This is a genomic window from Klebsiella sp. GB_Kp047 (assembly GCF_040065235.1).
Taxonomy (GTDB): domain Bacteria; phylum Pseudomonadota; class Gammaproteobacteria; order Enterobacterales; family Enterobacteriaceae; genus Klebsiella; species Klebsiella quasipneumoniae.
Window position 1 is genome coordinate 1 of the sequence record NZ_JBEAJG010000033.1, and the last position, 23,395, is coordinate 23,395.

The following is a 23,395-nucleotide window of genomic DNA, read 5'->3' on the forward strand; positions in this document are numbered from 1 at the left end:
CGTAAGGACACTAACACCTGAAGCTAGCGCGTCTACCAATTCCGCCACCTTCGCATACCATCGACACTATGAAAGTATCGTTACCACGGAGGCGCATTCTAGTGGTTTTCGGCGACACGTCAATAGTTAATTATGCAGGTTGTATCGATTGCTGCAAAAATGGGCGGATTTGCCCGCGGGAAGCGCCAGCGGCACCAGGAGCGGGCCGCCGGCGTGAAAAGACGATTATTTTTTCGCCTGACGGGTCATGATGGTGCGATAGACCTTAAAACGTCCGGTCTGGGCGATCACCTCATGGAAGCCGAACGTCTCATCCAGCACCTGCGGATACGGCAGGAAGGCGTTGGCGACAATGCGCAGCTCGCCGCCGCTGTTGAGATGGCGAACCGCGCCGCGGATCAGCGCCTGGGCGGCTTCGAGGCTGGTCTGCAGGCCGTCATGGAATGGCGGGTTGGAGATGATCATGTCGAAGCGACCATTGACCTCGGAGAAGACGTTGCTGGCAAACACATCGCCAGCCAGGCCGTTAGCGGCAAGCGTCGCGCGGCTGGCTTCAACCGCCGGGGCGCTGACGTCGCACAGGGTGAGGCGCACTTTCGGCGAATGGCTGGCCAGCGCGGCGGCCAGCACACCCGCGCCGCAGCCGACGTCCAGCACTTTCCCTTTGGTATGCGGCTCGAGGGTGGAGAGCAGCAGCTGGCTGCCGACGTCCAGACCGTCGCGGCTGAAGACGCCCGGTAGGGTTTTAATCGTCAGATTATCCAGTGTGTATTCGCCCCAGAAAGCTTCGGCGTCGAAGGCGGGCTGCTTTTCCAGACGGCCATGATAGAGGCCACAGCGGCGAGCGCTATCCACTTTGTTTAATGGCGCGTATTCAGCCAGCATCTGCTCCGCGCTGCGGACGCCGCTGCGGTTTTCACCGACGACGAAAATGTCGCTTCCCACCGGCAGCAGAGAGAGCAGGTTCATCAGCTGGAACTGCGCCTCTGGTTTGTTCTTTGGCCAGTAGTAGATCAGGGTGTCGCACTCGGCGACGTCAGCCGCCTCAGCCACTAAGCTAAAACGGACGGTGTCACCCATCTGGCGGCTGAGGACCTGCCAGTGGTGGAACTGCTGGGTGTGGGCGCGGCTGGCCGCGGTATCCAGACGAGCAGGCAGGTCATCCTGCAGGTCACCGGCAAACAGAACGCGGGCGGACTCGAAATCATCACTGTGGCGCAGCAAGACTTCACTTGCCGGGGTAAAAGCGGACATGAAACACTCCTTCATTAAGACTGGCGCCGATTATAGTAGTTTGTTGGCGCAGATACGACGGATTTGCTATATTGCGCGCTTGTTTAACAGGAGTGTTTCGCTATGACATCCCGACGAGACTGGCAACTACAGCAGCTGGGCATTACCCAGTGGTCGCTGCGCCGACCGGGGGCGTTACAGGGCGAAATCGCTATCTCGCTTCCTGAACATATTCGTTTGGTGATGGTGGCGGAAACCCCGCCGTCGCTGACAGAGCCGCTGATTGGCGACGTATTGCGCGCGCTGGCCGTAACGCCAGATCAGGTCCTGCAGCTGACCCCGGAGCGGGTGGCGATGCTGCCGCAGGACAGCCGCTGTAACAGCTGGCGGTTGGGCACAGAGGCGTCGCTGCCGCTGGCGGGCGCCCAGGTGTCCACCCCCGCTTTTGATGAACTCCAGACCAGCGCGCCGGCTCGCAGGGCGCTCTGGCAACAAATCTGCGCACATGAACACGATTTCTACCCTCAGCACGGCTGATTTAACCCGAGCCTGGCAAATCGAAACCCGCGCCCACGCTTTCCCGTGGAGCGAACAGACCCTGGCCAGTAACCAGGGGGAACGCTATCGCAACTATCAGCTGTCGGTGGATGGCGAAATGGCGGCTTTCGCCATTACGCAAGTGGTGCTGGATGAGGCGACGCTGTTCAATATCGCTGTCGATCCCGCTTACCAGCGCCGTGGCCTGGGGCGAGCGCTGCTGGAACATGTCATTGATGAAGTCGAAAAGCTCGGCGTCGTCACGCTATGGCTGGAGGTGCGCGCCTCCAACGTTGCCGCCCTCGCGCTGTATGAAAGCTTAGGCTTCAATGAAGCGACGATTCGCCGCAACTACTACCCGACGGCCGACGGGCGCGAAGACGCCATTGTTATGGCTCTGCCAATCAGTATGTAAGACAAGGTGATACGATGAAATGGGACTGGATTTTCTTTGATGCCGATGAAACGCTGTTTACGTTTGATTCTTTCAGCGGCTTACAGCGGATGTTTCTCGACTACAGCGTGACCTTTACCGCCGAAGATTTTCAGGACTATCAGGCCGTGAATAAGCCGCTATGGGTGGATTACCAAAACGGCGCCATCACCTCGCTGCAGCTGCAGCACCAGCGTTTTGACAACTGGGCGCAACGTTTGAATGTGCCGCCGGGGGAGCTCAACGACGCGTTTATGAATGCGATGGCGGAAATCTGTGCGCCGCTGCCGGGTGCGGTCTCTCTGCTCAACGCGCTGCAGGGCAAGGTCAAAATGGGCATCATCACCAACGGCTTTACCTCGCTGCAGCAGACTCGTCTGGAGCGGACCGGTTTACGCGATCACTTTGATTTGCTAATTATTTCTGAAGAAGTGGGCGTCGCTAAACCGGACGCGCGCATTTTCGATTACGCGCTGGCGAAGGCGGGTAACCCACCGCGCTCGCGGGTGCTGATGGTCGGCGATACCGCCGAGTCGGATATTCGCGGCGGCGTGAACGCCGGACTGGCGACCTGCTGGCTCAATGCGCATCAGCGCGAGCTGCCGGCGGACCTCGAGCCGGACTGGACGGTGACCTCGTTAAGCGAACTGGAGCAGCTCCTGTGTAAACACTGATTGCCTCCCCCCCGTTGATGGGTAAAATAGCCGCAATTTTTCGTATTCCACATGCGTGGCCCATGGCCGCGTTTACTTAGAAGATTAATTATGACGTTGTCTCCTTATCTGCAAGAGGTGGCCAAACGCCGCACTTTTGCCATTATCTCTCACCCGGATGCCGGTAAGACCACCATCACCGAAAAGGTGCTGCTGTTCGGACAGGCGATTCAGACCGCCGGTACCGTAAAAGGCCGTGGCTCCAGCCAGCACGCGAAATCCGACTGGATGGAGATGGAAAAGCAGCGTGGTATCTCGATCACCACCTCGGTAATGCAGTTCCCGTATCATGACTGTCTGGTGAACCTGCTGGATACCCCGGGGCACGAAGACTTCTCCGAAGATACCTACCGTACCCTGACGGCGGTGGACTGCTGCCTGATGGTGATTGACGCGGCAAAAGGCGTCGAAGATCGGACCCGTAAGCTGATGGAAGTCACCCGTCTGCGCGATACGCCGATCCTCACTTTTATGAACAAACTCGACCGTGATATCCGCGATCCGATGGAGCTGCTGGATGAAGTCGAGAACGAGCTGAAAATTGGCTGCGCGCCGATTACCTGGCCTATCGGCTGCGGTAAGTTGTTCAAGGGCGTCTATCATCTCTACAAAGATGAAACCTACCTGTATCAGACCGGTAAAGGCCATACCATCCAGGAAGTGCGCATCGTGAAGGGGCTCAACAACCCGGATCTTGACGCGGCGGTGGGGGAAGATCTCGCGCAGCAGCTGCGTGACGAGCTGGAGCTGGTGCAGGGCGCGTCGAACGAGTTCGATAAAGATCTGTTCCTGGCCGGGGAAATCACCCCAGTGTTCTTCGGGACCGCATTAGGTAACTTCGGCGTTGACCATATGCTGGATGGCCTGGTGGAGTGGGCGCCGGCGCCGATGCCGCGTAACACCGACACCCGTGAAGTCAACGCCACGGAAGAGAAGTTCACTGGCTTCGTGTTTAAAATTCAGGCCAATATGGACCCGAAACACCGCGACCGCGTGGCTTTCATGCGCGTGGTGTCCGGTAAATATGAGAAAGGCATGAAGCTGCGTCAGGTGCGCATCGGTAAAGACGTGGTGATCTCCGACGCGCTGACCTTTATGGCCGGCGACCGTTCACACGTCGAGGAAGCCTATCCTGGGGATATTATCGGCCTGCATAACCACGGCACCATTCAGATTGGCGATACCTTCACCCAGGGCGAGATGATGAAGTTCACCGGTATTCCGAACTTCGCACCGGAACTGTTCCGTCGTATTCGCCTGAAGGATCCGCTGAAGCAGAAACAGCTGCTGAAAGGGCTGGTTCAGCTCTCTGAAGAGGGCGCGGTGCAGGTCTTCCGTCCGATCGCCAATAACGATCTGATCGTCGGCGCCGTGGGGGTGCTGCAGTTTGACGTCGTCGTGGCGCGCCTGAAAAGCGAATACAACGTGGAAGCGATTTACGAATCGGTCAACGTGGCCACCGCGCGCTGGGTTGAATCCACTGACGTGAAGAAATTCGAAGAGTTCAAGCGCAAAAACGAAGTTCAGCTGGCACTGGATGGCGGCGATAACCTGACTTACATCGCTCCGACGATGGTCAACCTGAACCTGACGCAGGAGCGTTATCCTGACGTGGTGTTCCGCAAAACGCGCGAGCACTAATCCCTGACGAAGCGCGGCGCAGGCCGCGCTTTTTTCTTCTTCTGCCCGCGCTTCCTTCCTTCTGGAAAGTTCTTAAAACGCCGCTAATTCGTCTGTTTTTTATCCATATCCTCCGCAACCCCTTCGCCTGTCTACTATATTTAATTCGTGTTTTTAAAAATGCTGGCGTAATTCACTGCGATAAGACGCCAGCGCTGGTGAAAAAACGAGGACATCACGATGACCAGACTAAAGAATGCCAATATGTTGCTGGCGCTCTTCTTAGGCTTAGCCGCGTTGAACGCCTCGGCAGAGACGGAAAAAACAACGGTAGACAGTGCGAAGTCAGCTGCCAGCAATGCGGGAGAGGCGGTAGACAATTCGATTAATAAAGTCGGCGATTTTATGGACGACAGCACCATTACCGCGCGGGTAAAGGCGGCGCTGATCGACCATAAGGATATTAACTCCGGCGATATTTCGGTGAAAACGGAAAACAAAGTGGTCACCCTCAGCGGCGACGTCACCAGTGCTGAACAGAAAAGTCAGGCGCTGAGCGTGGCAAAAGCGGTCGAAGGCGTCTCTCAGGTTAACGACAAACTGACGGTGCAGCACAAATCGTCGAGCGAGACGGCGACGCTGAAAGGCTATGCCGGGGATACCGCTATTACCAGCGAAGTGAAAGCCAAGCTGCTGGCGGATGACATTGTCCCTTCGCGCAATGTGAAAGTAGAAACTAACGCCGGCGCCGTGCATCTGACCGGTACGGTGACTTCCGCTGCGCAGGCTGAGCGCGCCGCAGAGATTGCGAAAGCGGTCTCCGGTGTGAAAAGCGTCCGCAACGATCTTAGCGTGAAGTAAATCGAGTTATTAACAAAAGTGTTGTCTGGCCAAGGTTGCCGAACGAATAGCAGCATCCACTGAGCGATGAGCTAGACAGAAAGGGTGCGCAAACCGCTGTTCACCGTCCATTATGGTAAGGAGAAAAGTATGTTTCGATGGGGAATTATTTTTCTGGTCATTGCATTAATTGCTGCGGCCCTGGGCTTCGGTGGTCTGGCGGGTACTGCCGCTGGCGCCGCGAAAATCGTCTTTGTCGTCGGGATTATCCTGTTCCTGGTGAGCCTGTTTACTGGACGCAGACGTCCTTAGGTGGCCCGCGATGCGGGCGATGCTGAAGCCTGAGCATTTTTACTGACACGTCGTCTTACACAAAGCCAGTCCTGCGGACTGGCTTTCGCGGTTTAAGCGGCGGGCAAATTGCGTTACCTTGTCAGGAGAAGACCAATCGAACAGGAAATCAGGGTGGGGCAACGCATTCCCGTCACGCTGGGCAATATCGCCCCGCTGGCGGTTAAACCCTTCCGACCAGGCAAGCTGGCGCTGGTGTGTGAAGGCGGGGGACAGCGAGGGATTTTCACCGCCGGGGTTCTGGACGAATTCATGCGCGCCGGATTTAACCCCTTTGACCTGATGCTGGGGACTTCCGCGGGGGCGCAAAACCTCTCCGCCTACATGTGTAATCAGCAAGGCTATGCCCGCAAAGTCATCACCCGCTACACCACCTCACGCCAGTTTTTCGATCCGATGCGCTTTGTGCGCGGCGGCAACCTTATCGATCTCGACTGGCTGGTCGAGGCCACCTCGCAGCAGATGCCGCTGGCCATGAACTATGCTGAAACGCAGTTCGCGCAGGGAAAAGAGCTGTGGATGTGCGCCTGTCGCGGCGACGATTACTCCGCCAGCTATTTTTCACCAACGCCGCAAACCTGGCTGGATCTGATCCGCGCCTCCAGCGCCATCCCTGGATTTTATCGCAGCGGCGTATTGCTTGACGGCGTCAGCTACCTTGACGGCGGCGTCAGCGATGCGATCCCGGTTCAGGAGGCGGCCCGCCGCGGCGCTCAGACCATCGTGGTGATCCGCACCGTCCCCTCGCAGATGTTTTATACCCCGGAGTGGTTTAAGCGGATGGAGCGCTGGCTGGGGGAGAGCAGCCTGCAGCCGCTGGTCAATCTGGTGCATCACCACGAAACCACCTATCGCGCCATCCAGCAGTTCATCGAGAAACCGCCCGGTAAGCTGCGGATCTTCGAAATCTATCCCCAGCGGCCGCTGCGCAGCATGGCGCTTGGCAGCCGACTGCCGGCGCTGCTGGAGGACTACAAAACCGGACGCCAGTGCGGCCGTTATTTCCTGGCCACCGTGGGTAAACTGCTGGCCGACCGGCCGCCGCTGTTGCGCCACGCGCCGCGTGTTGCCCGGCCCTCGCCGGTGGTGGTGCCGCCGGTGCCGGTGGCCAATGAAGCGCCGCAGGCGACCATCATCGCTGCGCCGCAGGCCAATGACGCAAGCTTTAATCATGAGGATCTGGCGTGACGCACCGTTTTATCGATACCCACTGCCACTTCGATTTTCCCCCCTTCGCGGAAGATGAGGTCGCCAGCCTGGCGCGTGCGGCGCAGGCCGGCGTCGGGCGAATTATCGTTCCGGCCATCTCCGCTGAGCGTTTTAGCCGCGTGCTGGCGCTGGCGGCGCAGCACGAGGCGCTGTATGCCTCGCTGGGCCTGCATCCGATTGTCATTGAGCAGCATACCGATGAGGGGCTGGCGCAACTGGAGGCGTCGCTGGCGCAGCGCCCGCCAAAACTGGTGGCGGTGGGGGAGATTGGTCTCGATCTCTATCGCGACGAGCCGCAGTTCGATCGTCAGCAGGCGCTGCTGGAAGCGCAGCTGCGTCTGGCGAAGCGTTACGATCTGCCGGTGATTCTCCACTCCCGACGCACCCACGATAAGCTGGCGATGCTGCTGAAAAAACATGCCCTGCCGCGTACCGGGGTGGTACATGGCTTCGCCGGCAGTCTGCAGCAGGCCGAGCGCTTTGTGCAGCTTGGCTATAAGATCGGCGTTGGCGGCACCATTACCTATCCCCGCGCCAGCAAAACCCGCGAGGTGATGGCGCGTCTGCCGCTTTCAGCCCTGCTGCTGGAGACCGATGCCCCGGATATGCCGCTCAATGGCTTTCAGGGACTGCCCAATCGCCCGGAGCAAGCTGCGCGGGTATTTGAGGCCCTGTGCGAACTGCGCCCTGAGCCTCCGGCAGCTATAGCCGAAGGGATAATGCGCAACACACTCGCCTTGTTTTCCTTACCCTCAGCCACTGTATGGTGATCGAATTCTCATAATTGTCCATCCATATCATTGATTTGCTTAAAATGTGTGAAGCCAGGCGGGCAGGATAGTTTCGGGCCGATATAATCACGCCGTTAGTGCTGGACTATCAAAACACAGGGAATCTGTATGCAAATCCTCATGGGACTTATCGGCATGGTGGCGCTGTTGGCCATTGCTGTGCTGCTCTCCAATAATCGAAAAGCCATTAACCTGCGTACCGTGCTCGGCGCCTGGATAATCCAGGTGGGTATCGGCGCGTTAATATTGTATGTACCGGCCGGGCGCTCGGCGCTGTTAGCGATGTCGAACGGCGTCGCCAGCGTTATTGCCTACGGCAATGAAGGGATTAGTTTCATCTTCGGCGGGCTGGTTTCCGATAAAATGTTCGAGGTATTTGGCGGCGGCGGCTTCGTCTTTGCCCTGCGCGTGCTGCCGGTGATCGTTTTCTTCTCGTCGCTGATTGCCGTGCTTTACTACCTGGGCATTATGCAGCTGGTCATTCGCATTCTCGGCGGCGCGCTGCGGGCGGTTCTGAAGACCTCGCGTACCGAGTCGCTGTCGGCCACGGCGAACATCTTCGTTGGTCAGACCGAAGCGCCGCTGGTGGTGCGTCCTTATATCGCCACCATGACCCGCTCGGAGCTGTTTGCGGTCATGTGCGGCGGCCTGGCCTCGGTGGCGGGTTCCGTGCTGGCGGGCTATGCGCAGATGGGCGTTCCGCTGGAGTACCTGATTGCCGCGTCGTTTATGGCGGCGCCGGGTGGACTGCTGTTTGCCAAAATTATCGTACCGGAAACGGAGAAACCGGACGATAACCCAGCTCATGACCGCCAGAGCGCGGATGCGGATAAACCGGCCAACGTGCTGGACGCCGCCGCCTCCGGCGCCGCGTCTGGTATGCAGCTGGCGCTCAACGTCGGCGCAATGCTGCTGGCGTTTATTGCGCTGATCGCTCTGCTGAACGGCATTCTGTCCGGCGTCGGCGGCTGGTTTAACCATCCGGAGCTGTCGCTGCAGATGATCCTCGGCTGGGTCTTCTCACCGCTGGCGTGGGTGATCGGCGTGCCGTGGCACGAAGCGACGGTAGCGGGGTCGTTTATCGGCCAGAAGCTGATCATTAACGAGTTCGTGGCCTATATGAACTTTGGCGAGTATCTGAAGGCGGACGCTGAGGTGGCGGCGGCCGGGCTGCAGGTCATTTCAGATCACACCAAAGCCATTATCTCTTTCGCGCTATGCGGATTCGCCAATCTGTCATCGATCGCCATCCTGATTGGCGGCCTCGGGGGGATGGCACCCAACCGGCGTCAGGATATCGCCCAGCTTGGGCTGCGTGCGGTGGCGGCGGGGACGCTGTCTAACCTGATGAGCGCCACCATCGCCGGGGTTTTCCTCGCCCTCTAAACCTGTTACCTGAACCAGCGGCCGTCGCGTCGCTGGTTTTATTGAGTTTGTGAAAATTCCATCATTTCTGGTTTTCAGAAAAACCATTTACATTTCAAATGATAATCATTTTATTACCGGCAGTGCGGACAAAATGTGCGCCACGTTGTCGAGTGACGCTGTTATTATGTGTTAGAATTGTCACATCCCCATTGGTTGCAGAGTTTTGATTATGCTTAAGAGGGACATGATGATAATTGTCGCGGTATGCACTGATGTTTCGTGATTAAAATCACATTACAGTAATGCAAATTAGTAAGTAGTTTTCATTAACTGTGATGAATGTCGAAGTGTAACGGCGAGTGAATGTTACAATAGTAACAGACTCGCAAGGTGAACAAACTATTGAACCGGCACTGCGCCGGCGGAGTATGAAATGACTGATTTAAAAGCAAGCAGCCTGCGCGCGTTAAAACTGATGGACCTGACCACCCTGAACGACGACGACACCAATGAGAAGGTGATTGCCCTGTGTCATCAGGCGAAAACCCCGGTGGGTAACACCGCGGCGGTCTGTATCTATCCGCGCTTCATCCCGATTGCCCGTAAAACGCTGAACGAGCAGGGAACGCCGGATATCCGCATCGCCACGGTCACCAACTTCCCGCACGGTAATGACGACATCGACATTGCGCTGGCGGAAACCCGCGCGGCGATCGCTTACGGTGCTGATGAAGTGGACGTGGTTTTCCCGTACCGCGCGCTGATTGCCGGTAACGAACAGGTCGGCTTCGAGCTGGTGAAAGCCTGTAAAGAGGCCTGCGCGGCGGCCAACGTGCTGCTGAAAGTGATCATCGAAACCGGTGAGCTGAAAGAAGAAGCGCTGATCCGTAAAGCGTCTGAAATCTCTATCAAAGCCGGGGCCGATTTCATCAAAACCTCGACCGGTAAAGTGCCGGTGAATGCCACGCCGGAAAGCGCGCGTATCATGATGGAAGTCATTCGTGATATGGGCGTTGAGAAAACCGTTGGCTTCAAACCGGCGGGCGGTGTGCGCAGCGCGGAAGATGCGCAGCAGTTCCTGGCGATCGCCGATGAGCTGTTTGGCGCCGACTGGGCCGATGCCCGTCACTACCGCTTTGGCGCCTCCAGCCTGCTGGCCAGCCTGTTGAAAGCCCTGGGTCACGGCGACGGCAAGAGCGCCAGCAGCTACTGATTGTCAGACATTGCCGGATGAGGCTTCACTTATCCGGCCTACAGGATCGTAGGGCGGGTAAGCGTAGCGCCACCCGCCACCATTCACCCGATTCCTCATGGGGGTTACCGTGTTTCTCGCACAAGAAATTATTCGTAAAAAACGTGATGGTCAGGCATTAAGCGATGAAGAGATCCGCTTTTTCATCAACGGCATCCGCGACAATACTATCTCAGAAGGGCAGATCGCCGCGCTGGCGATGACCATCTTCTTCCATGATATGTCTATGCCGGAGCGCGTTTCGCTGACCATGGCGATGCGGGATTCCGGTACCGTTCTGGACTGGAAAAGCCTCAACCTTAACGGCCCGATCGTCGATAAACACTCCACCGGCGGCGTCGGGGATGTCACTTCGCTGATGCTGGGGCCGATGGTGGCCGCCTGCGGCGGCTATGTGCCGATGATTTCCGGCCGCGGCCTCGGCCATACCGGCGGTACCCTGGATAAACTGGAAGCGATCCCGGGCTTCGATATCTTCCCGGACGACAACCGCTTCCGCGAGATTATTAAAGATGTCGGCGTGGCGATTATCGGGCAGACCAGCTCCCTCGCTCCGGCGGACAAACGTTTCTATGCCACCCGCGATATTACCGCGACGGTGGACTCCATCCCGCTGATCACCGCCTCGATCCTTGCCAAAAAGCTGGCGGAAGGGCTGGATGCGCTGGTGATGGACGTTAAAGTCGGCAGCGGCGCGTTTATGCCGACTTATGAGCTTTCCGCCGCGCTGGCGGAAGCGATCGTTGGGGTCGCCAACGGCGCCGGCGTGCGCACCACCGCGCTGCTGACCGATATGAACCAGGTGCTGGCCTCCAGCGCCGGGAACGCCGTTGAAGTTCGCGAAGCGGTTCAGTTCCTGACCGGCGAATACCGCAACCCGCGCCTGTTCGACGTGACGATGGCGCTGTGTGTGGAGATGCTAATTTCCGGCAAGCTGGCGGCGGACGATACCGATGCGCGCGCGAAGCTGCAGGCGGTGCTGGATAACGGTAAAGCGGCGGAAGTCTTTGGTCGCATGGTCGCGGCGCAGAAAGGACCGAGCGACTTTGTCGAGAATTATGATCATTATCTGCCGACGGCGATGCTGAGCAAAGCAGTCTATGCTGATACCGAAGGTTTTATCAGCGCGATGGACACTCGCGCGCTGGGCATGGCAGTGGTTTCTATGGGTGGCGGCCGCCGTCAGGCATCAGACACCATTGACTATAGCGTTGGCTTTACCGAGATGGCGCGTCTGGGTGACCGCGTGGACGGACAGCGTCCGCTGGCGGTGATCCATGCCAAAGACGAGAACAGCTGGCAGGAGGCCGCGAAAGCGGTCAAAGCGGCCATTAAACTGGACGATAAAGCTCCGGAAATTACACCGACAGTCTATCGCCGTATCACTGAATAGCGATATACTGATCTGATCGCTTTTTTGCAGCGCAAGATGTATGGAGAACAAGATGAAACGTGCATTTATCATGGTGCTGGACTCCTTTGGGATTGGCGCAACGGAAGACGCAGACCGCTTTGGCGACATCGGCGCCGATACGCTGGGTCACATTGCGGAAGCCTGCGCCAAAGGCGAAGCTGACCACGGCCGCAAAGGCCCGCTGAATTTACCGAACCTGACCCGTCTGGGGCTGGTGAAAGCGCATGAAGGCTCCACCGGTAAAATTGCCGCCGGAATGGATGGCAATGCCGAAGTGATTGGCGCCTATGCCTGGGCGCATGAACTCTCTTCTGGTAAAGATACGCCGTCCGGCCACTGGGAAATCGCTGGCGTGCCGGTACTGTTTGACTGGGGCTACTTCAGCGATCACGAAAACAGCTTCCCGCAGGAGCTGCTGGATAAGCTGGTGAAACGCGCCAACCTGCCGGGCTACCTCGGCAATTGCCACTCTTCGGGGACGGTGATCCTCGATCAGCTCGGCGAAGAGCATATGAAAACCGGGAAACCGATTTTCTATACCTCCGCTGACTCCGTATTCCAGATCGCCTGTCATGAAGAGACCTTTGGCCTCGACAAACTGTATGAGCTGTGCGAAATCGCTCGTGAAGAGCTGACCGAAGGCGGCTACAACATTGGCCGCGTCATCGCCCGTCCGTTTATCGGCGATAAAGCCGGTAACTTCCAGCGTACTGGCAACCGTCACGATCTGGCGGTCGAACCGCCGGCGCCGACCGTGCTGCAGAAGCTGGTTGACGAGAAGAACGGCCACGTGGTGTCTGTCGGTAAGATAGCGGATATCTACGCCAACTGCGGCATCACCAAAAAAGTGAAAGCCACCGGGCTGGACGCGCTGTTCGACGCAACCATTAAAGAGATGAAGGAAGCTGGCGACGAGACTATCGTCTTCACCAACTTCGTCGACTTTGACTCCTCCTGGGGCCACCGTCGCGATGTCGCCGGCTACGCGGCGGGTCTGGAACTGTTCGACCGTCGTCTGCCGGAGCTGATGGAGCTGGTAGGGGAAGACGACATTCTGATCCTCACCGCCGACCACGGCTGCGACCCGACCTGGACCGGTACCGACCACACCCGCGAGCATATTCCGGTGCTGGTGTACGGCCCGAAAGTGAAACCAGGTTCGCTCGGTCACCGTGAAACCTTCGCGGACATCGGCCAGACTATCGCGAAATACTTTGGTACGTCTGACATGGAATATGGCAAAGCCATGTTCTGAGGTCATTGCCCGGTGGCGCACAGCGATCCGGGCCTACTATTTTGTAGGCCGGGTAAGGCGTAGCCGCCACCCGGCAAAAACAACAATATAAAAGGAACTGAAGATGGCAACTCCTCACATTAACGCAGAAATGGGCGATTTCGCTGACGTAGTTTTGATGCCGGGCGACCCGCTGCGCGCCAAGCACATTGCCGAAACCTTCCTCGAAGACGTGCGTGAAGTGAATAACGTGCGCGGCATGCTGGGCTTCACCGGCACCTATAAAGGCCGCAAAATCTCCGTAATGGGCCACGGGATGGGTATCCCGTCCTGCTCTATCTACACCAAAGAGCTGATCACCGATTTCGGCGTTAAGAAAATCATCCGCGTTGGCTCCTGCGGCGCAGTGCGCGAAGACGTCAAACTGCGCGACGTGGTGATCGGCATGGGCGCTTGCACCGACTCCAAAGTGAACCGTCTGCGTTTTAAAGACCATGACTTCGCGGCGATTGCCGATTTCGGCATGGTGCGTAACGCGGTAGACGCGGCGAAAGCGTTGGGCGTTGACGCGCGCGTCGGCAACATCTTCTCCGCAGACCTGTTCTATACCCCGGACCCGTCCATGTTCGACGTGATGGAAAAATACGGCATCCTGGGCGTGGAAATGGAAGCGGCGGGTATCTACGGCGTGGCGGCGGAGTTCGGGGCGAAAGCGCTGACCATCTGCACCGTGTCTGACCATATTCGTACCCACGAGCAGACCACTGCCGCGGAGCGTCAGACCACGTTCAACGACATGATTAAAATCGCGCTGGAATCGGTACTGCTGGGCGACCAGGAGTAAGCGTGGTATAGCCCGGTAGCGCTTTGTTTACCGGGCTTGAGTCAAATCTGTAGGCCGGATAAGGCGTAACCGCCATCCGGCTTTTTTTATCAGCGCACCGCGCCGGCAATCCATGCCGACAGTTCTTTCAGTTCCGCTTCTTGCTCCGGGAAATCGCCGACCAGCGCCTCACACTGCTGCTGCAAAACCTCAGCCCGATACTGACAGCCGACTAAGCGTGCCGCCAGCGCCTCCAGCGGCGCCGGATTCAGGCTATCGGTAAAGGCCTGCGCGCGGGTGATATGGCCTTTCTCAACGTCAAAATGCAGCTCGACGCCGCCCCAGGGGAAGCGCTCGTCCAGCAGGTGGGAAAAGGCGGGCGCCTGGCCGAAGTTCCATTCCCAGCTGCTCTGGCGAGCGAAAGTGTCGGCAAAGTTCGGCAGGTCCGGCGTGTTGTCCGGGGAGATCACCTCGGCGTCTACCCGTTCGCCGTAATGGCTGAAGAACGCCTCCTGGATCGCCTCGCAAACTTGCTGATGGGTAATGCCCGGCAGTAGCTCAACCAGATTCGCCACTCGCCCGCGCACCGAGGTAATGCCTTTAGCCTGCAGCTTTTTCTGGTCCGGGTTGAGGTAGTTGGCGAGACGGCTTAAATCGGCGTTGAGCAGCAGGGTGCCGTGGTGAAAACCGCGGTCCATGGTTTCACGATAGGCGGAGCCGGAGACTTTGCGGTCGCCGCTGTCGGTTTTGACCACCAGATCGTTGCGCCCGGAGGCGTCGGCGGTTACGCCGAGTGAATTGAGCGCCGCCAGCACAATAGCGGTGGAGACGGTTTTGTCGTACTCCGGTTTGCCAGCCATAAAGGTAAAGCAGGTATTGCCGAGGTCGTGGAACACCGCGCCGCCGCCGCTGCTGCGACGGGCCAGCCGCACATGATCTTCTTCCATTCGGCGGGTATTACACTCCTTCCACGGGTTCTGCGCGCGGCCGATGACCACGGTATCGGCATTGCGCCACAGGAACAGCACCCGCTGGGTGGCGGGCATCTGGCGGAAAATGCACTCCTCGACCGCCAGGTTGAACCACGGGTCGTAAGAGTCAGAAAGCAGGAGGCGCAGTGTGGACATTATAGATTTCCTTTCTTTTCATCGTCTTCATCCTCAACCGGCTTGTTGGCGGTGAGCAGGAAGGGCGATTGCTGCCAGCGGGTGCGTTTGCCCTGCAGCAGCGTGCGGGTCAGTACCACGCCGATGGCCAGGGACAGCAACAGCATCAGGCGTAAGATATTGGTGGTATTATCCACCTGCTTCGCCTCGGTCGCCAGAGTATGGGTATCGAGGGTCAGACGCAGATAGCCCAGCGGGCCATTTTTTCCCGGCACCGGTTCGACAATCTGCTGGTTGAAGTAGCCGCCGGCTTTCTTACCATCCAGCGCCAGCCGGTCGCGAACCTCGACGCTTTCGCCAGAGCGCGCCACCAGGTCGCCCTGTTCGTCATATACCCCGGCGTCAAGTACGCGGCTGTTGTGGGTGAGCTGCGTCAACAGCTGATGGATGCGCTTCTCGTCCGGCGTCTCGCTGCGCATTAGCGGCGCGAGATTCAGCACCACCTGCTGCGCCAGCGTGCGGGCCAGCTCTTCCATCTGCGGATTGCGTTGTTTCTGACTGTTCTGACTGAACCACGAGGCGCCCTGCATCAGCGCGACGAGCAGGGCGAGACAGATAAGGACAATGACCGCACGATGCAGCCGGAATTTCAGTTTTGCGCGAACCATATTCCACCTTTGAAAATTTGCAGCTTAATGTTGCCAGAAGCGCTGGTTACAAGGTAGCCTCATGCGTTATTTTCCTCGCCTGAATGAAGAGATGTGGAGCCGTAATGCCTAACAGTTTGACCTGGTGCGACCTGCCTGAAGACGTTTCCCTGTGGCCTGGGTTGCCGCTTTCCCTGAGCGGTGACGAGGTCATGCCGCTGGATTATCACGCCGGGCGCAGCGGTTGGCTGCTGTACGGACGTGGGCTGGATAAACGCCGTCTGACGGCGTGGCAGCGCGAGCTGGGCGCCGCGTTAGTGATCGTCGCCTCCTGGGTGGTCGAGGATTACCAGGTGATCCGCCTGGCGGGCTCGCTTACCCCGCGAGCGACGCGACTGGCGCATGAGGCGGGGCTGGACGTCGCGCCATTGGGTAAAATCCCCCATCTGCGCACCCCAGGGCTGCTGGTGATGGATATGGACTCCACGGCGATCCAAATTGAATGCATCGATGAGATCGCGAAACTGGCCGGCACCGGCGAGCTGGTGTCGGAAGTGACCGAGCGGGCGATGCGTGGCGAGCTGGACTTCACCGCCAGCCTGCGCCAGCGCGTGGCGACGCTAAAAGACGCCGATGCCAACATTCTGCTGCAGGTTCGCGACGCGCTACCGCTGATGCCGGGCCTGGCGCAGCTGGTGCTCAAGCTGGAAACGCTGGGCTGGAAGGTGGCGATCGCCTCCGGCGGCTTTACCTTCTTTGCGGAGTATCTGCGCGACAAACTGCATCTCGACGCGGTGTTCGCCAACGAACTGGAGATCCGCGACGGTAAGCTTACCGGCAACGTACTCGGCGATATCGTCGATGCCAAATACAAAGCCAATACGCTGCGCAAGCTGGCGGAAAAGTATGAGATCCCAACGGCGCAGACCGTGGCCATCGGCGATGGCGCCAACGACCTGCCGATGATTAAAGCTGCCGGGCTTGGCATCGCGTATCATGCGAAGCCTAAAGTGAATGAACAGGCGGAAGTGACTATCCGCCACGCTGACCTGATGGGGGTATTCTGTATTCTCTCGGGCAGCATGAACCAAAAGTAAGAGGTAAACGTGGCGAAAGCTCCAAAACGCGCATTTGTCTGTAATGAATGTGGTGCGGATTATCCGCGGTGGCAGGGGCAATGCAGCGCCTGCCATGCCTGGAATACCATCACCGAGATGCGCATCGCCGCGTCGCCGCAGGTGGCGAGAAACGAGCGTTTGTCAGGCTACGCCGGTAACGCCGGCGTCTCGAAGGTGCAGAAGCTGTCAGACATCAGCCTGGAAGCGCTGCCGCGTTTCTCCACCGGGTTTAAAGAGTTCGATCGCGTACTCGGCGGCGGCGTGGTGCCGGGCAGCGCGATCCTGATTGGCGGCAACCCCGGCGCGGGGAAATCGACCCTGCTGCTGCAGACTTTGTGCAAGCTGGCGGAAGGGATGAAAACGCTGTACGTCACCGGGGAGGAGTCCCTACAGCAGGTGGCGATGCGCGCCCATCGCCTTGGGCTGCCGACGGCGAACCTGAACATGCTCTCGGAAACCAGCATTGAGCAGATCTGTCAGATTGCCGATGAAGAAAAACCGCAGCTGATGGTGATCGACTCAATCCAGGTGATGCATATGGCCGACGTTCAGTCGTCGCCGGGCAGCGTCGCCCAGGTACGTGAAACGGCGGCCTACCTGACGCGCTTTGCCAAAACTCGCGGCGTGGCGATCGTTATGGTCGGCCACGTCACCAAAGACGGTTCGCTGGCCGGCCCGAAGGTGCTGGAGCATTGTATTGACTGCTCGGTGCTGCTGGACGGCGATGCCGACTCCCGCTTCCGCACTCTGCGCAGCCACAAAAACCGCTTTGGCGCGGTGAATGAGCTGGGCGTTTTCGCCATGACCGAGCAGGGGCTGCGCGAAGTGAGCAACCCGTCCGCTATCTTCCTCAGCCGGGGAGATGAAATCACCTCCGGCAGCTCGGTGATGGTGGTCTGGGAAGGGACCCGCCCGCTGCTGGTGGAGATCCAGGCGCTGGTGGATCACTCGATGATGTCCAACCCGCGCCGCGTGGCGGTGGGGCTGGAACAGAACCGTCTGGCGATCCTGCTGGCGGTGCTGCATCGCCACGGCGGCCTGCAGATGGCCGATCAGGATGTCTTCGTCAACGTGGTCGGCGGGGTGAAGGTCACGGAAACCAGCGCCGATCTGGCGCTGCTGCTGGCGATGGTCTCCAGCCTGCGCGATCGCCCGCTGCCGCAGGATCTGGTGGTCTTTGGCGAAGTGGGGCTGGCCGGCGAAATTCGCCCGGTGCCGAGCGGTCAGGAGCGTATCTCCGAAGCGGCGAAGCATGGCTTCCGCCGCGCCATCGTCCCGGCGGCCAATGTGCCGAAAAAAGTGCCGGAAGGCATGCAAATCTTTGGTGTGAAAAAGCTTTCAGACGCGCTAAGCGTTTTTGACGACTTATAATAAGTTAAAAGGAGATTAGCGATGTCGTCATTTGACTATTTAAAAAGCGCCATAAAGCAGAAAGGCTGTACCCTGCAGCAGGTGGCGGAAGCCAGCGGGATGACCAAGGGGTATCTCAGCCAGCTGTTGAACGCCAAAATCAAAAGCCCGAGCGCGCAGAAGCTTGAAGCGCTGCATCGCTTCCTCGGGCTGGAGTTTCCCCGCCGACAGAAAAGCGTCGGCGTGGTGTTTGGTAAATTTTACCCGCTGCATACCGGGCACATCTATTTGATTCAACGCGCCTGTAGCCAGGTCGATGAGCTGCATATCATCATGGGCTACGACGATACTCGCGACCGCGAGCTGTTTGAAGAGAGCGCCATGTCGCAGCAGCCAACGGTGCCTGACCGCCTGCGCTGGCTGCTACAGACCTTTAAATATCAGAAGAATATTCGCATCCATGCGTTCAATGAAGAGGGGATGGAGCCCTATCCGCACGGCTGGGATGTGTGGAGTCATGGGATCCGCGCTTTTATGAGCGAAAAAGGGATCGAGCCGAACCGGATCTATACCTCGGAAGAGGCCGATGCGCCGCAGTACCTTGAGCATCTGGGGATCGAGACGGTGCTTATCGATCCTAAGCGGACCTTTATGAATATTAGCGGCGGCCAGATCCGCGAGAACCCGTTCCGCTACTGGGAATATATTCCGACGGAAGTGAAACCGTTCTTTGTGCGGACGGTGGCGATCCTCGGCGGCGAGTCGAGCGGTAAATCAACGCTGGTCAATAAGCTCGCCAATATCTTCAATACTACCAGCGCCTGGGAATATGGCCGGGATTATGTCTTTTCGCATCTCGGCGGCGATGAGATGGCGCTCCAGTATTCTGATTACGATAAAATTGCCCTCGGGCATGCCCAGTATATTGATTTCGCAGTGAAATATGCCAACAAGGTGGCATTTATCGATACCGACTTCGTCAGTACTCAGGCGTTCTGTCTGAAGTACGAGGGGCGTGAGCACCCGTTCGTGCAGGCGCTGATTGATGAATACCGCTTTGACCTGGTGATCCTGCTGGAGAACAACACCCCGTGGGTGGCTGATGGGTTACGCAGTCTTGGGAGTTCGGTGGATCGTAAAGAGTTTCAGTCGCTGCTGGTGTCGCTGCTGAAAGAGAATGAGATCGAGTTCGTCCATGTTAAGGAGTCGGACTATGATACGCGCTTCCTGCGCTGCGTCGAGCTGGTGAAGCAGCTGATGGGGGAGCAGGGGTAGGTCCTCTGCGGGCTGATGCCCTCACCCCGGCCCTCTCCCGGTGGGAGAGGGAGCAAACCCTAAAAAAGGCAACTTGCGTTGCCTTTTTACTTTTACCTTGCCCTCACCCCGGCCCTCTCCCAGTGGGAGAGGGAGCAAACATTAAAAAAGGCAACTTGCGTTGCCTTTTTGCATTTTATTTTGAGATACGTTTGTACTTGATTCGCTTGGGCTCCAGCGCGTCGGCGCCGAGAGTGCGTTTCTTGTACTCTTCGTACTCGGTAAAGTTACCTTCGAAGAACTCCACCTTACCTTCATCCTGGTAATCCAGAATGTGGGTGGCAATACGGTCAAGGAACCAGCGGTCGTGCGAGATAACCATCGCGCAGCCCGGGAACTCCAGCAGGGCGTTTTCCAGCGCGCGCAGGGTTTCGATATCCAGGTCGTTGGTCGGTTCATCGAGCAGCAGGACGTTACCGCCGACCTGCAGCAGCTTCGCCAGGTGCAGACGACCGCGTTCACCGCCGGACAGCTCGCCAACGCGTTTACCCTGGTCGACGCCTTTGAAGTTAAAGCGGCCCACGTAGGCGCGGCTCGGCATTTCGGTGTTGCCGATCTTCATGATATCCAGGCCGCCGGACACTTCTTCCCACACGGTTTTGCTGTTGTCCATCGCGTCGCGGAACTGATCGACGGAAGCCAGCTTAACGGTTTCACCCAGGGTGATGGTGCCGGAATCTGGCTGTTCCTGGCCAGACATCATGCGGAAGAGGGTGGATTTACCCGCGCCGTTCGGACCGATGATGCCGACGATAGCGCCTTTCGGTACCGAGAAGCTCAGATCGTCGATCAGCACGCGGTCGCCGTAGGATTTGCGCAGATGGCTGACTTCCAGAACTTTATCGCCCAGACGCGGGCCTGGCGGAATGAACAGTTCGTTGGTCTCGTTACGTTTCTGGTATTCAACGTTGTTAAGCTCTTCAAAGCGCGCCAGACGGGCTTTGCCCTTAGACTGACGGCCTTTCGCGCCCTGGCGTACCCACTCGAGCTCTTTCTCGATGGATTTGCGGCGTGCGGCTTCCTGAGAAGCTTCCTGCGCCAGACGCTGATCTTTCTGCTCCAGCCAGGAGGAGTAGTTGCCTTCCCACGGAATACCTTCGCCGCGGTCAAGTTCGAGGATCCAGCCGGCGACGTTATCGAGGAAGTAACGGTCGTGGGTAATCGCCACCACGGTGCCTTCGAAGTCGTGCAGGAAGCGTTCCAGCCAGGCGACGGACTCGGCGTCGAGGTGGTTAGTCGGTTCGTCGAGCAGCAGCATATCCGGTTTTTCCAGCAGCAGGCGGCACAGCGCGACGCGGCGGCGTTCACCACCGGAAAGATTAGCGATTTTCGCATCCCAGTCCGGCAGGCGCAGGGCGTCGGCCGCGCGCTCCAGCTGCACGTTCAGGTTGTGGCCGTCGTGCGCCTGGATAATCTCTTCGAACTTGCCTTGCTGTGCGGCAAGCTTATCGAAGTCCGCATCCGGCTCGGCGTATTTGGCATAGACTTCGTCCAGACCCTTCAGCGCGTTAACCACTTCGGCGACCGCTTCTTCCACGGACTCGCGCACGGTGTGCTCCGGGTTGAGCTGCGGCTCCTGCGGCAGGTAGCCAATTTTAATGCCGGGCTGCGGACGCGCTTCACCTTCGATCTCGGTGTCGATACCGGCCATGATGCGCAGCAGGGTAGATTTACCGGCGCCGTTCAGACCGAGCACACCGATTTTCGCGCCAGGGAAAAAGCTGAGGGAGATATTTTTCAAAATATGACGTTTCGGCGGAACCACTTTGCCGACACGATGCATGGTATAAACGAATTGAGCCACGTTGGACTTCGCCTCTTTCTATTTTGATAGATAGTTCAAAGCCGAAGTGTAGCCTTTTTCGCGCGCTAATCCCAGCGAGGCGACAGGATTCACAGAAGCGTAAAAAAATGTTCAGGACATGGCGCGTTTAGCGTTGTCTGATTAGCATAAGTAAAGCCGCCTGCCGAACCGGCAGGGGCTTTTAAGCGGCACGATGCTGCGAAAATGCACCTGAAAGAGGAAGAGCTTGTGGAAAAAGCCAAAAAAATGGCGTGGCATCTTTTGGCTGCCAGCGTTGGTCTGTTGGCGTTGAGTCAGCTGGCGCATGCGGATTCACTGGATGAACAGCGCAGCCGCTACGCACAAATTAAGCAGGCGTGGGATAACCGGCAGATGGATGTGGTTGACCAGCTGATGCCCACGTTAAGCACCTATCCCCTGTATCCCTATTTGCAGTACCGGCAGATTACCGACGATCTGATGAACCAGCCGGCGCTGGTGGTGAAAAACTTTATTGACGCCAACCCGACGCTGCCCCCGGCGCGTTCATTACGTTCGCGTTTCGTGAATGAACTGGCCCGGCGCAGCGACTGGCGCGGCTTGCTGGCGTTTAGCCCCGATAAGCCGACCAGCACCGAGGCGCAGTGCAACTACTACTACGCCAAACTGAGCGTGGGTCAGTCGCAGGAGGCCTGGAGCGGAGCGAAAGCGCTCTGGCTGACGGGCAAGAACCAGCCCGGCGCCTGTGAACCGCTGTTCAGCGCCTGGCGCGACTCCGGCCAACAGGATCCGCTGGCCTATCTCGAACGGATCCGCCTGGCGATGAAGGCCGGCAATATTGGGTTGGTGAAATCGCTGGCCCAGCAGATGCCTGCCAACTACCAGAGCATCGCCAGCGCCGTGGTCGCCCTGGCTAACGATCCTAACAGCGTTCTGACCTTTGCCCGCACCACCGGGGCGACGGACTTTACCCGCCAGATGGCCGCCGTCGCTTTCGCCAGCGTCGCCCGTCAGGATGTGGAAAATGCCCGTTTGATGATCCCTTCGCTGGTGCAGGCCCAGCAGCTCAATGAGGATCAGACCCAGGAGCTACGCGATATTGTCGCCTGGCGCCTGATGGGGAACGATGTGACCGAAGAGCAGGCCATCTGGCGCGACGATGCGATTATGCGCTCGCAGTCCACGCCGCTGGTGGAGCGGCGGGTACGGATGGCGCTGGGGACGGGCGATCGCCATGGTCTGAATACCTGGCTGGCGCGCCTGCCGATGGAGGCGAAAGAGAAAGACGAATGGCGCTACTGGCAGGCGGATCTGTTGCTGGAGCGCGGCAGGGACGAGGAGGCGCAGGCGATCCTCCGGTCGTTGATGCAGCAGCGGGGTTTCTACCCGATGGTCGCTGCGCAGCGTCTCGGCGAGGAGTATACCCTCCGCATTGATAAAGCGATTGGCACGCTCGATCCGGCGCTGGCCTCCGGTCCGGAGATGGCCCGGGTGCGCGAGCTGATGTACTGGAATATGGATAACACCGCGCGCACTGAATGGGCGAACCTGGTCACCAGCCGTAGTAAATCCCAGCAGGCGCAGCTGGCGCGTTACGCTTTTGATCAACACTGGTGGGATCTGAGCGTACAGGCGACGATCGCCGGCAAACTGTGGGATCAGCTGGAGGAGCGCTTCCCGCTGGCCTATAACGATCTGTTTGCCCGCTATATCAGCGGTAAAGATATTCCGCAGAGCTACGCGATGGCGATTGCCCGCCAGGAGAGCGCCTGGAACCCGAAAGTGCGCTCGCCGGTCGGCGCCAGCGGGCTGATGCAGATTATGCCGGGCACCGCGACGCATACCGTCAGCATGTTCAGCATTCCCGGCTACAGCGGCCCGTCGCAGCTGTTGGATCCGGAAACCAACATCAACATCGGCACCAGCTATCTGCAGTACGTTTACCAGCAGTTCGGTAATAACCGCATCTACGCCTCGGCGGCCTATAACGCCGGGCCGGGTCGGGTACGCACCTGGCAGGGGAACAGCGCCGGACGGATCGACGCCGTGGCGTTTGTCGAGAGTATTCCGTTCTCGGAAACACGCGGCTACGTGAAGAATGTCCTCTCCTATGACGCCTACTATCGCTACTTTATGGGTCAGCAGGATAAGCTCTTCAGCGATGCGGAGTGGCGGCAGCGTTACTGATCGCCGGGAAGTATGTTATGCTTTGTACTCGTTGAAGAGTACATTCGACGGGCAGCGTAAGCTGCCCGTCTC

Annotated in this window: 21 protein-coding genes; 17 read left to right on the forward strand and 4 right to left on the reverse strand. The window is 58.4% G+C overall.

Annotated elements, in window-relative coordinates; genetic code table 11:
• Positions 1-225: 225 nt before the first annotated feature.
• The gene (rsmC, locus tag ABLV76_RS14415; RefSeq protein ID WP_032455519.1) at positions 226-1,254 is read right to left on the reverse strand and encodes a 16S rRNA (guanine(1207)-N(2))-methyltransferase RsmC; all 1,029 of its coding nucleotides are present in this window, start codon (positions 1,252-1,254) and stop codon (positions 226-228) included.
• A gap of 102 nt (positions 1,255-1,356) precedes the next feature.
• On the opposite strand from rsmC, the gene ABLV76_RS14420 reads away from it, so the two are divergent.
• The 13 genes from ABLV76_RS14420 (at position 1,357) to deoD (ending at position 13,839) form a co-directional block, all read left to right on the forward strand.
• Positions 1,357-1,770, forward strand: a complete 414-nt coding sequence (locus ABLV76_RS14420) for a DNA polymerase III subunit psi (protein WP_004886506.1) — start codon at positions 1,357-1,359, stop codon at positions 1,768-1,770.
• Positions 1,739-2,185 carry a ribosomal protein S18-alanine N-acetyltransferase gene (gene rimI / locus ABLV76_RS14425; RefSeq protein ID WP_004886508.1) on the forward strand — a complete coding sequence of 149 codons (447 nt, stop codon included), beginning with the start codon at positions 1,739-1,741 and terminating at the stop codon, positions 2,183-2,185. Before ABLV76_RS14420 ends, rimI begins: the two co-directional genes overlap by 32 nt.
• Before the next feature lie 14 nt (positions 2,186-2,199).
• The gene (gene yjjG, locus ABLV76_RS14430) at positions 2,200-2,877 is read left to right on the forward strand and encodes a pyrimidine 5'-nucleotidase (protein WP_004886511.1); all 678 of its coding nucleotides are present in this window, start codon (positions 2,200-2,202) and stop codon (positions 2,875-2,877) included.
• A 90-nt stretch (positions 2,878-2,967) separates the two neighbouring features.
• The gene (prfC, locus tag ABLV76_RS14435; protein ID WP_004886513.1) at positions 2,968-4,557 is read left to right on the forward strand and encodes a peptide chain release factor 3; all 1,590 of its coding nucleotides are present in this window, start codon (positions 2,968-2,970) and stop codon (positions 4,555-4,557) included.
• Positions 4,558-4,776: 219 nt separating this feature from the next.
• Positions 4,777-5,397, forward strand: a complete 621-nt coding sequence (gene osmY / locus ABLV76_RS14440; protein WP_043522300.1) for a molecular chaperone OsmY — start codon at positions 4,777-4,779, stop codon at positions 5,395-5,397.
• 129 nt (positions 5,398-5,526) lie between these two features.
• Positions 5,527-5,688 carry a DUF1328 family protein gene (locus ABLV76_RS14445; protein WP_002887716.1) on the forward strand — a complete coding sequence of 54 codons (162 nt, stop codon included), beginning with the start codon at positions 5,527-5,529 and terminating at the stop codon, positions 5,686-5,688.
• A gap of 153 nt (positions 5,689-5,841) precedes the next feature.
• Positions 5,842-6,915: a patatin family protein gene (locus ABLV76_RS14450; RefSeq protein ID WP_004886521.1), complete on the forward strand. Its 1,074-nt coding sequence runs from the start codon at positions 5,842-5,844 to the stop codon at positions 6,913-6,915.
• Complete coding sequence (locus ABLV76_RS14455; protein ID WP_043522297.1) at positions 6,912-7,706, forward strand: metal-dependent hydrolase; 795 nt, start codon at positions 6,912-6,914, stop codon at positions 7,704-7,706. The genes ABLV76_RS14450 and ABLV76_RS14455 overlap by 4 nt, the downstream gene beginning before the upstream one ends.
• A gap of 129 nt (positions 7,707-7,835) precedes the next feature.
• Positions 7,836-9,113 (forward strand): NupC/NupG family nucleoside CNT transporter, encoded by a 1,278-nt coding sequence (locus tag ABLV76_RS14460; protein ID WP_017901232.1) that lies wholly within the window; start codon positions 7,836-7,838, stop codon positions 9,111-9,113.
• Between the two features lie 415 nt (positions 9,114-9,528).
• Positions 9,529-10,308: a deoxyribose-phosphate aldolase gene (gene deoC / locus ABLV76_RS14465; RefSeq protein ID WP_004886530.1), complete on the forward strand. Its 780-nt coding sequence runs from the start codon at positions 9,529-9,531 to the stop codon at positions 10,306-10,308.
• Positions 10,309-10,417: 109 nt separating this feature from the next.
• Entirely contained in the window at positions 10,418-11,740 is a 1,323-nt protein-coding gene (gene deoA / locus ABLV76_RS14470; protein ID WP_032431297.1) for a thymidine phosphorylase, read from the forward strand.
• 52 nt (positions 11,741-11,792) lie between these two features.
• Positions 11,793-13,016, forward strand: a complete 1,224-nt coding sequence (deoB, locus tag ABLV76_RS14475) for a phosphopentomutase (protein WP_053810786.1) — start codon at positions 11,793-11,795, stop codon at positions 13,014-13,016.
• A 103-nt stretch (positions 13,017-13,119) separates the two neighbouring features.
• Positions 13,120-13,839, forward strand: coding sequence for a purine-nucleoside phosphorylase (gene deoD, locus ABLV76_RS14480; protein ID WP_004886539.1), 720 nt, complete (start codon positions 13,120-13,122; stop codon positions 13,837-13,839).
• Positions 13,840-13,928: 89 nt separating this feature from the next.
• On the opposite strand, the gene lplA is transcribed toward deoD, so the two are convergent.
• Complete coding sequence (gene lplA / locus ABLV76_RS14485) at positions 13,929-14,945, reverse strand: lipoate--protein ligase LplA (RefSeq protein WP_130946581.1); 1,017 nt, start codon at positions 14,943-14,945, stop codon at positions 13,929-13,931.
• Complete coding sequence (locus ABLV76_RS14490; RefSeq protein WP_009309166.1) at positions 14,945-15,592, reverse strand: YtjB family periplasmic protein; 648 nt, start codon at positions 15,590-15,592, stop codon at positions 14,945-14,947. Before ABLV76_RS14490 ends, lplA begins: the two co-directional genes overlap by 1 nt.
• Positions 15,593-15,696: 104 nt before the next feature.
• On the opposite strand from ABLV76_RS14490, the gene serB reads away from it, so the two are divergent.
• The 3 genes from serB to nadR are packed head-to-tail and all read left to right on the forward strand — an operon-like array spanning position 15,697 to position 19,314.
• Entirely contained in the window at positions 15,697-16,668 is a 972-nt protein-coding gene (gene serB, locus ABLV76_RS14495) for a phosphoserine phosphatase (protein WP_004886545.1), read from the forward strand.
• 9 nt (positions 16,669-16,677) lie between these two features.
• Positions 16,678-18,060, forward strand: coding sequence for a DNA repair protein RadA (radA, locus tag ABLV76_RS14500; RefSeq protein WP_002887800.1), 1,383 nt, complete (start codon positions 16,678-16,680; stop codon positions 18,058-18,060).
• A 21-nt stretch (positions 18,061-18,081) separates the two neighbouring features.
• Entirely contained in the window at positions 18,082-19,314 is a 1,233-nt protein-coding gene (gene nadR, locus ABLV76_RS14505) for a multifunctional transcriptional regulator/nicotinamide-nucleotide adenylyltransferase/ribosylnicotinamide kinase NadR (RefSeq protein ID WP_004886547.1), read from the forward strand.
• Between the two features lie 175 nt (positions 19,315-19,489).
• Here the strand turns inward: nadR and ettA are convergent, their stop codons facing one another.
• Positions 19,490-21,157 (reverse strand): energy-dependent translational throttle protein EttA, encoded by a 1,668-nt coding sequence (gene ettA, locus ABLV76_RS14510; protein WP_004204211.1) that lies wholly within the window; start codon positions 21,155-21,157, stop codon positions 19,490-19,492.
• 228 nt (positions 21,158-21,385) lie between these two features.
• On the opposite strand from ettA, the gene sltY reads away from it, so the two are divergent.
• Positions 21,386-23,323 carry a murein transglycosylase gene (gene sltY / locus ABLV76_RS14515; protein WP_053810947.1) on the forward strand — a complete coding sequence of 646 codons (1,938 nt, stop codon included), beginning with the start codon at positions 21,386-21,388 and terminating at the stop codon, positions 23,321-23,323.
• The last annotated feature ends 72 nt before the right edge of the window (positions 23,324-23,395 follow it).

What these genes read in the sequence shown, in the direction of transcription:
- osmY (WP_043522300.1), top strand. Translation starts at nt 4,777, where the DNA reads ATGACCAGACTAAAGAATGCCAATATGTTGCTGGCGCTCTTCTTAGGC.
- rsmC (WP_032455519.1), bottom strand. Translation starts at nt 1,254, where the DNA reads ATGTCCGCTTTTACCCCGGCAAGTGAAGTCTTGCTGCGCCACAGTGAT.
- ABLV76_RS14460 (WP_017901232.1), top strand. Translation starts at nt 7,836, where the DNA reads ATGCAAATCCTCATGGGACTTATCGGCATGGTGGCGCTGTTGGCCATT.
- deoD (WP_004886539.1), top strand. Translation starts at nt 13,120, where the DNA reads ATGGCAACTCCTCACATTAACGCAGAAATGGGCGATTTCGCTGACGTA.
- ABLV76_RS14490 (WP_009309166.1), bottom strand. Translation starts at nt 15,592, where the DNA reads ATGGTTCGCGCAAAACTGAAATTCCGGCTGCATCGTGCGGTCATTGTC.
- deoB (WP_053810786.1), top strand. Translation starts at nt 11,793, where the DNA reads ATGAAACGTGCATTTATCATGGTGCTGGACTCCTTTGGGATTGGCGCA.
- ABLV76_RS14420 (WP_004886506.1), top strand. Translation starts at nt 1,357, where the DNA reads ATGACATCCCGACGAGACTGGCAACTACAGCAGCTGGGCATTACCCAG.
- ABLV76_RS14445 (WP_002887716.1), top strand. Translation starts at nt 5,527, where the DNA reads ATGTTTCGATGGGGAATTATTTTTCTGGTCATTGCATTAATTGCTGCG.
- nadR (WP_004886547.1), top strand. Translation starts at nt 18,082, where the DNA reads ATGTCGTCATTTGACTATTTAAAAAGCGCCATAAAGCAGAAAGGCTGT.
- prfC (WP_004886513.1), top strand. Translation starts at nt 2,968, where the DNA reads ATGACGTTGTCTCCTTATCTGCAAGAGGTGGCCAAACGCCGCACTTTT.
- yjjG (WP_004886511.1), top strand. Translation starts at nt 2,200, where the DNA reads ATGAAATGGGACTGGATTTTCTTTGATGCCGATGAAACGCTGTTTACG.
- lplA (WP_130946581.1), bottom strand. Translation starts at nt 14,945, where the DNA reads ATGTCCACACTGCGCCTCCTGCTTTCTGACTCTTACGACCCGTGGTTC.
- serB (WP_004886545.1), top strand. Translation starts at nt 15,697, where the DNA reads ATGCCTAACAGTTTGACCTGGTGCGACCTGCCTGAAGACGTTTCCCTG.
- rimI (WP_004886508.1), top strand. Translation starts at nt 1,739, where the DNA reads ATGAACACGATTTCTACCCTCAGCACGGCTGATTTAACCCGAGCCTGG.
- deoC (WP_004886530.1), top strand. Translation starts at nt 9,529, where the DNA reads ATGACTGATTTAAAAGCAAGCAGCCTGCGCGCGTTAAAACTGATGGAC.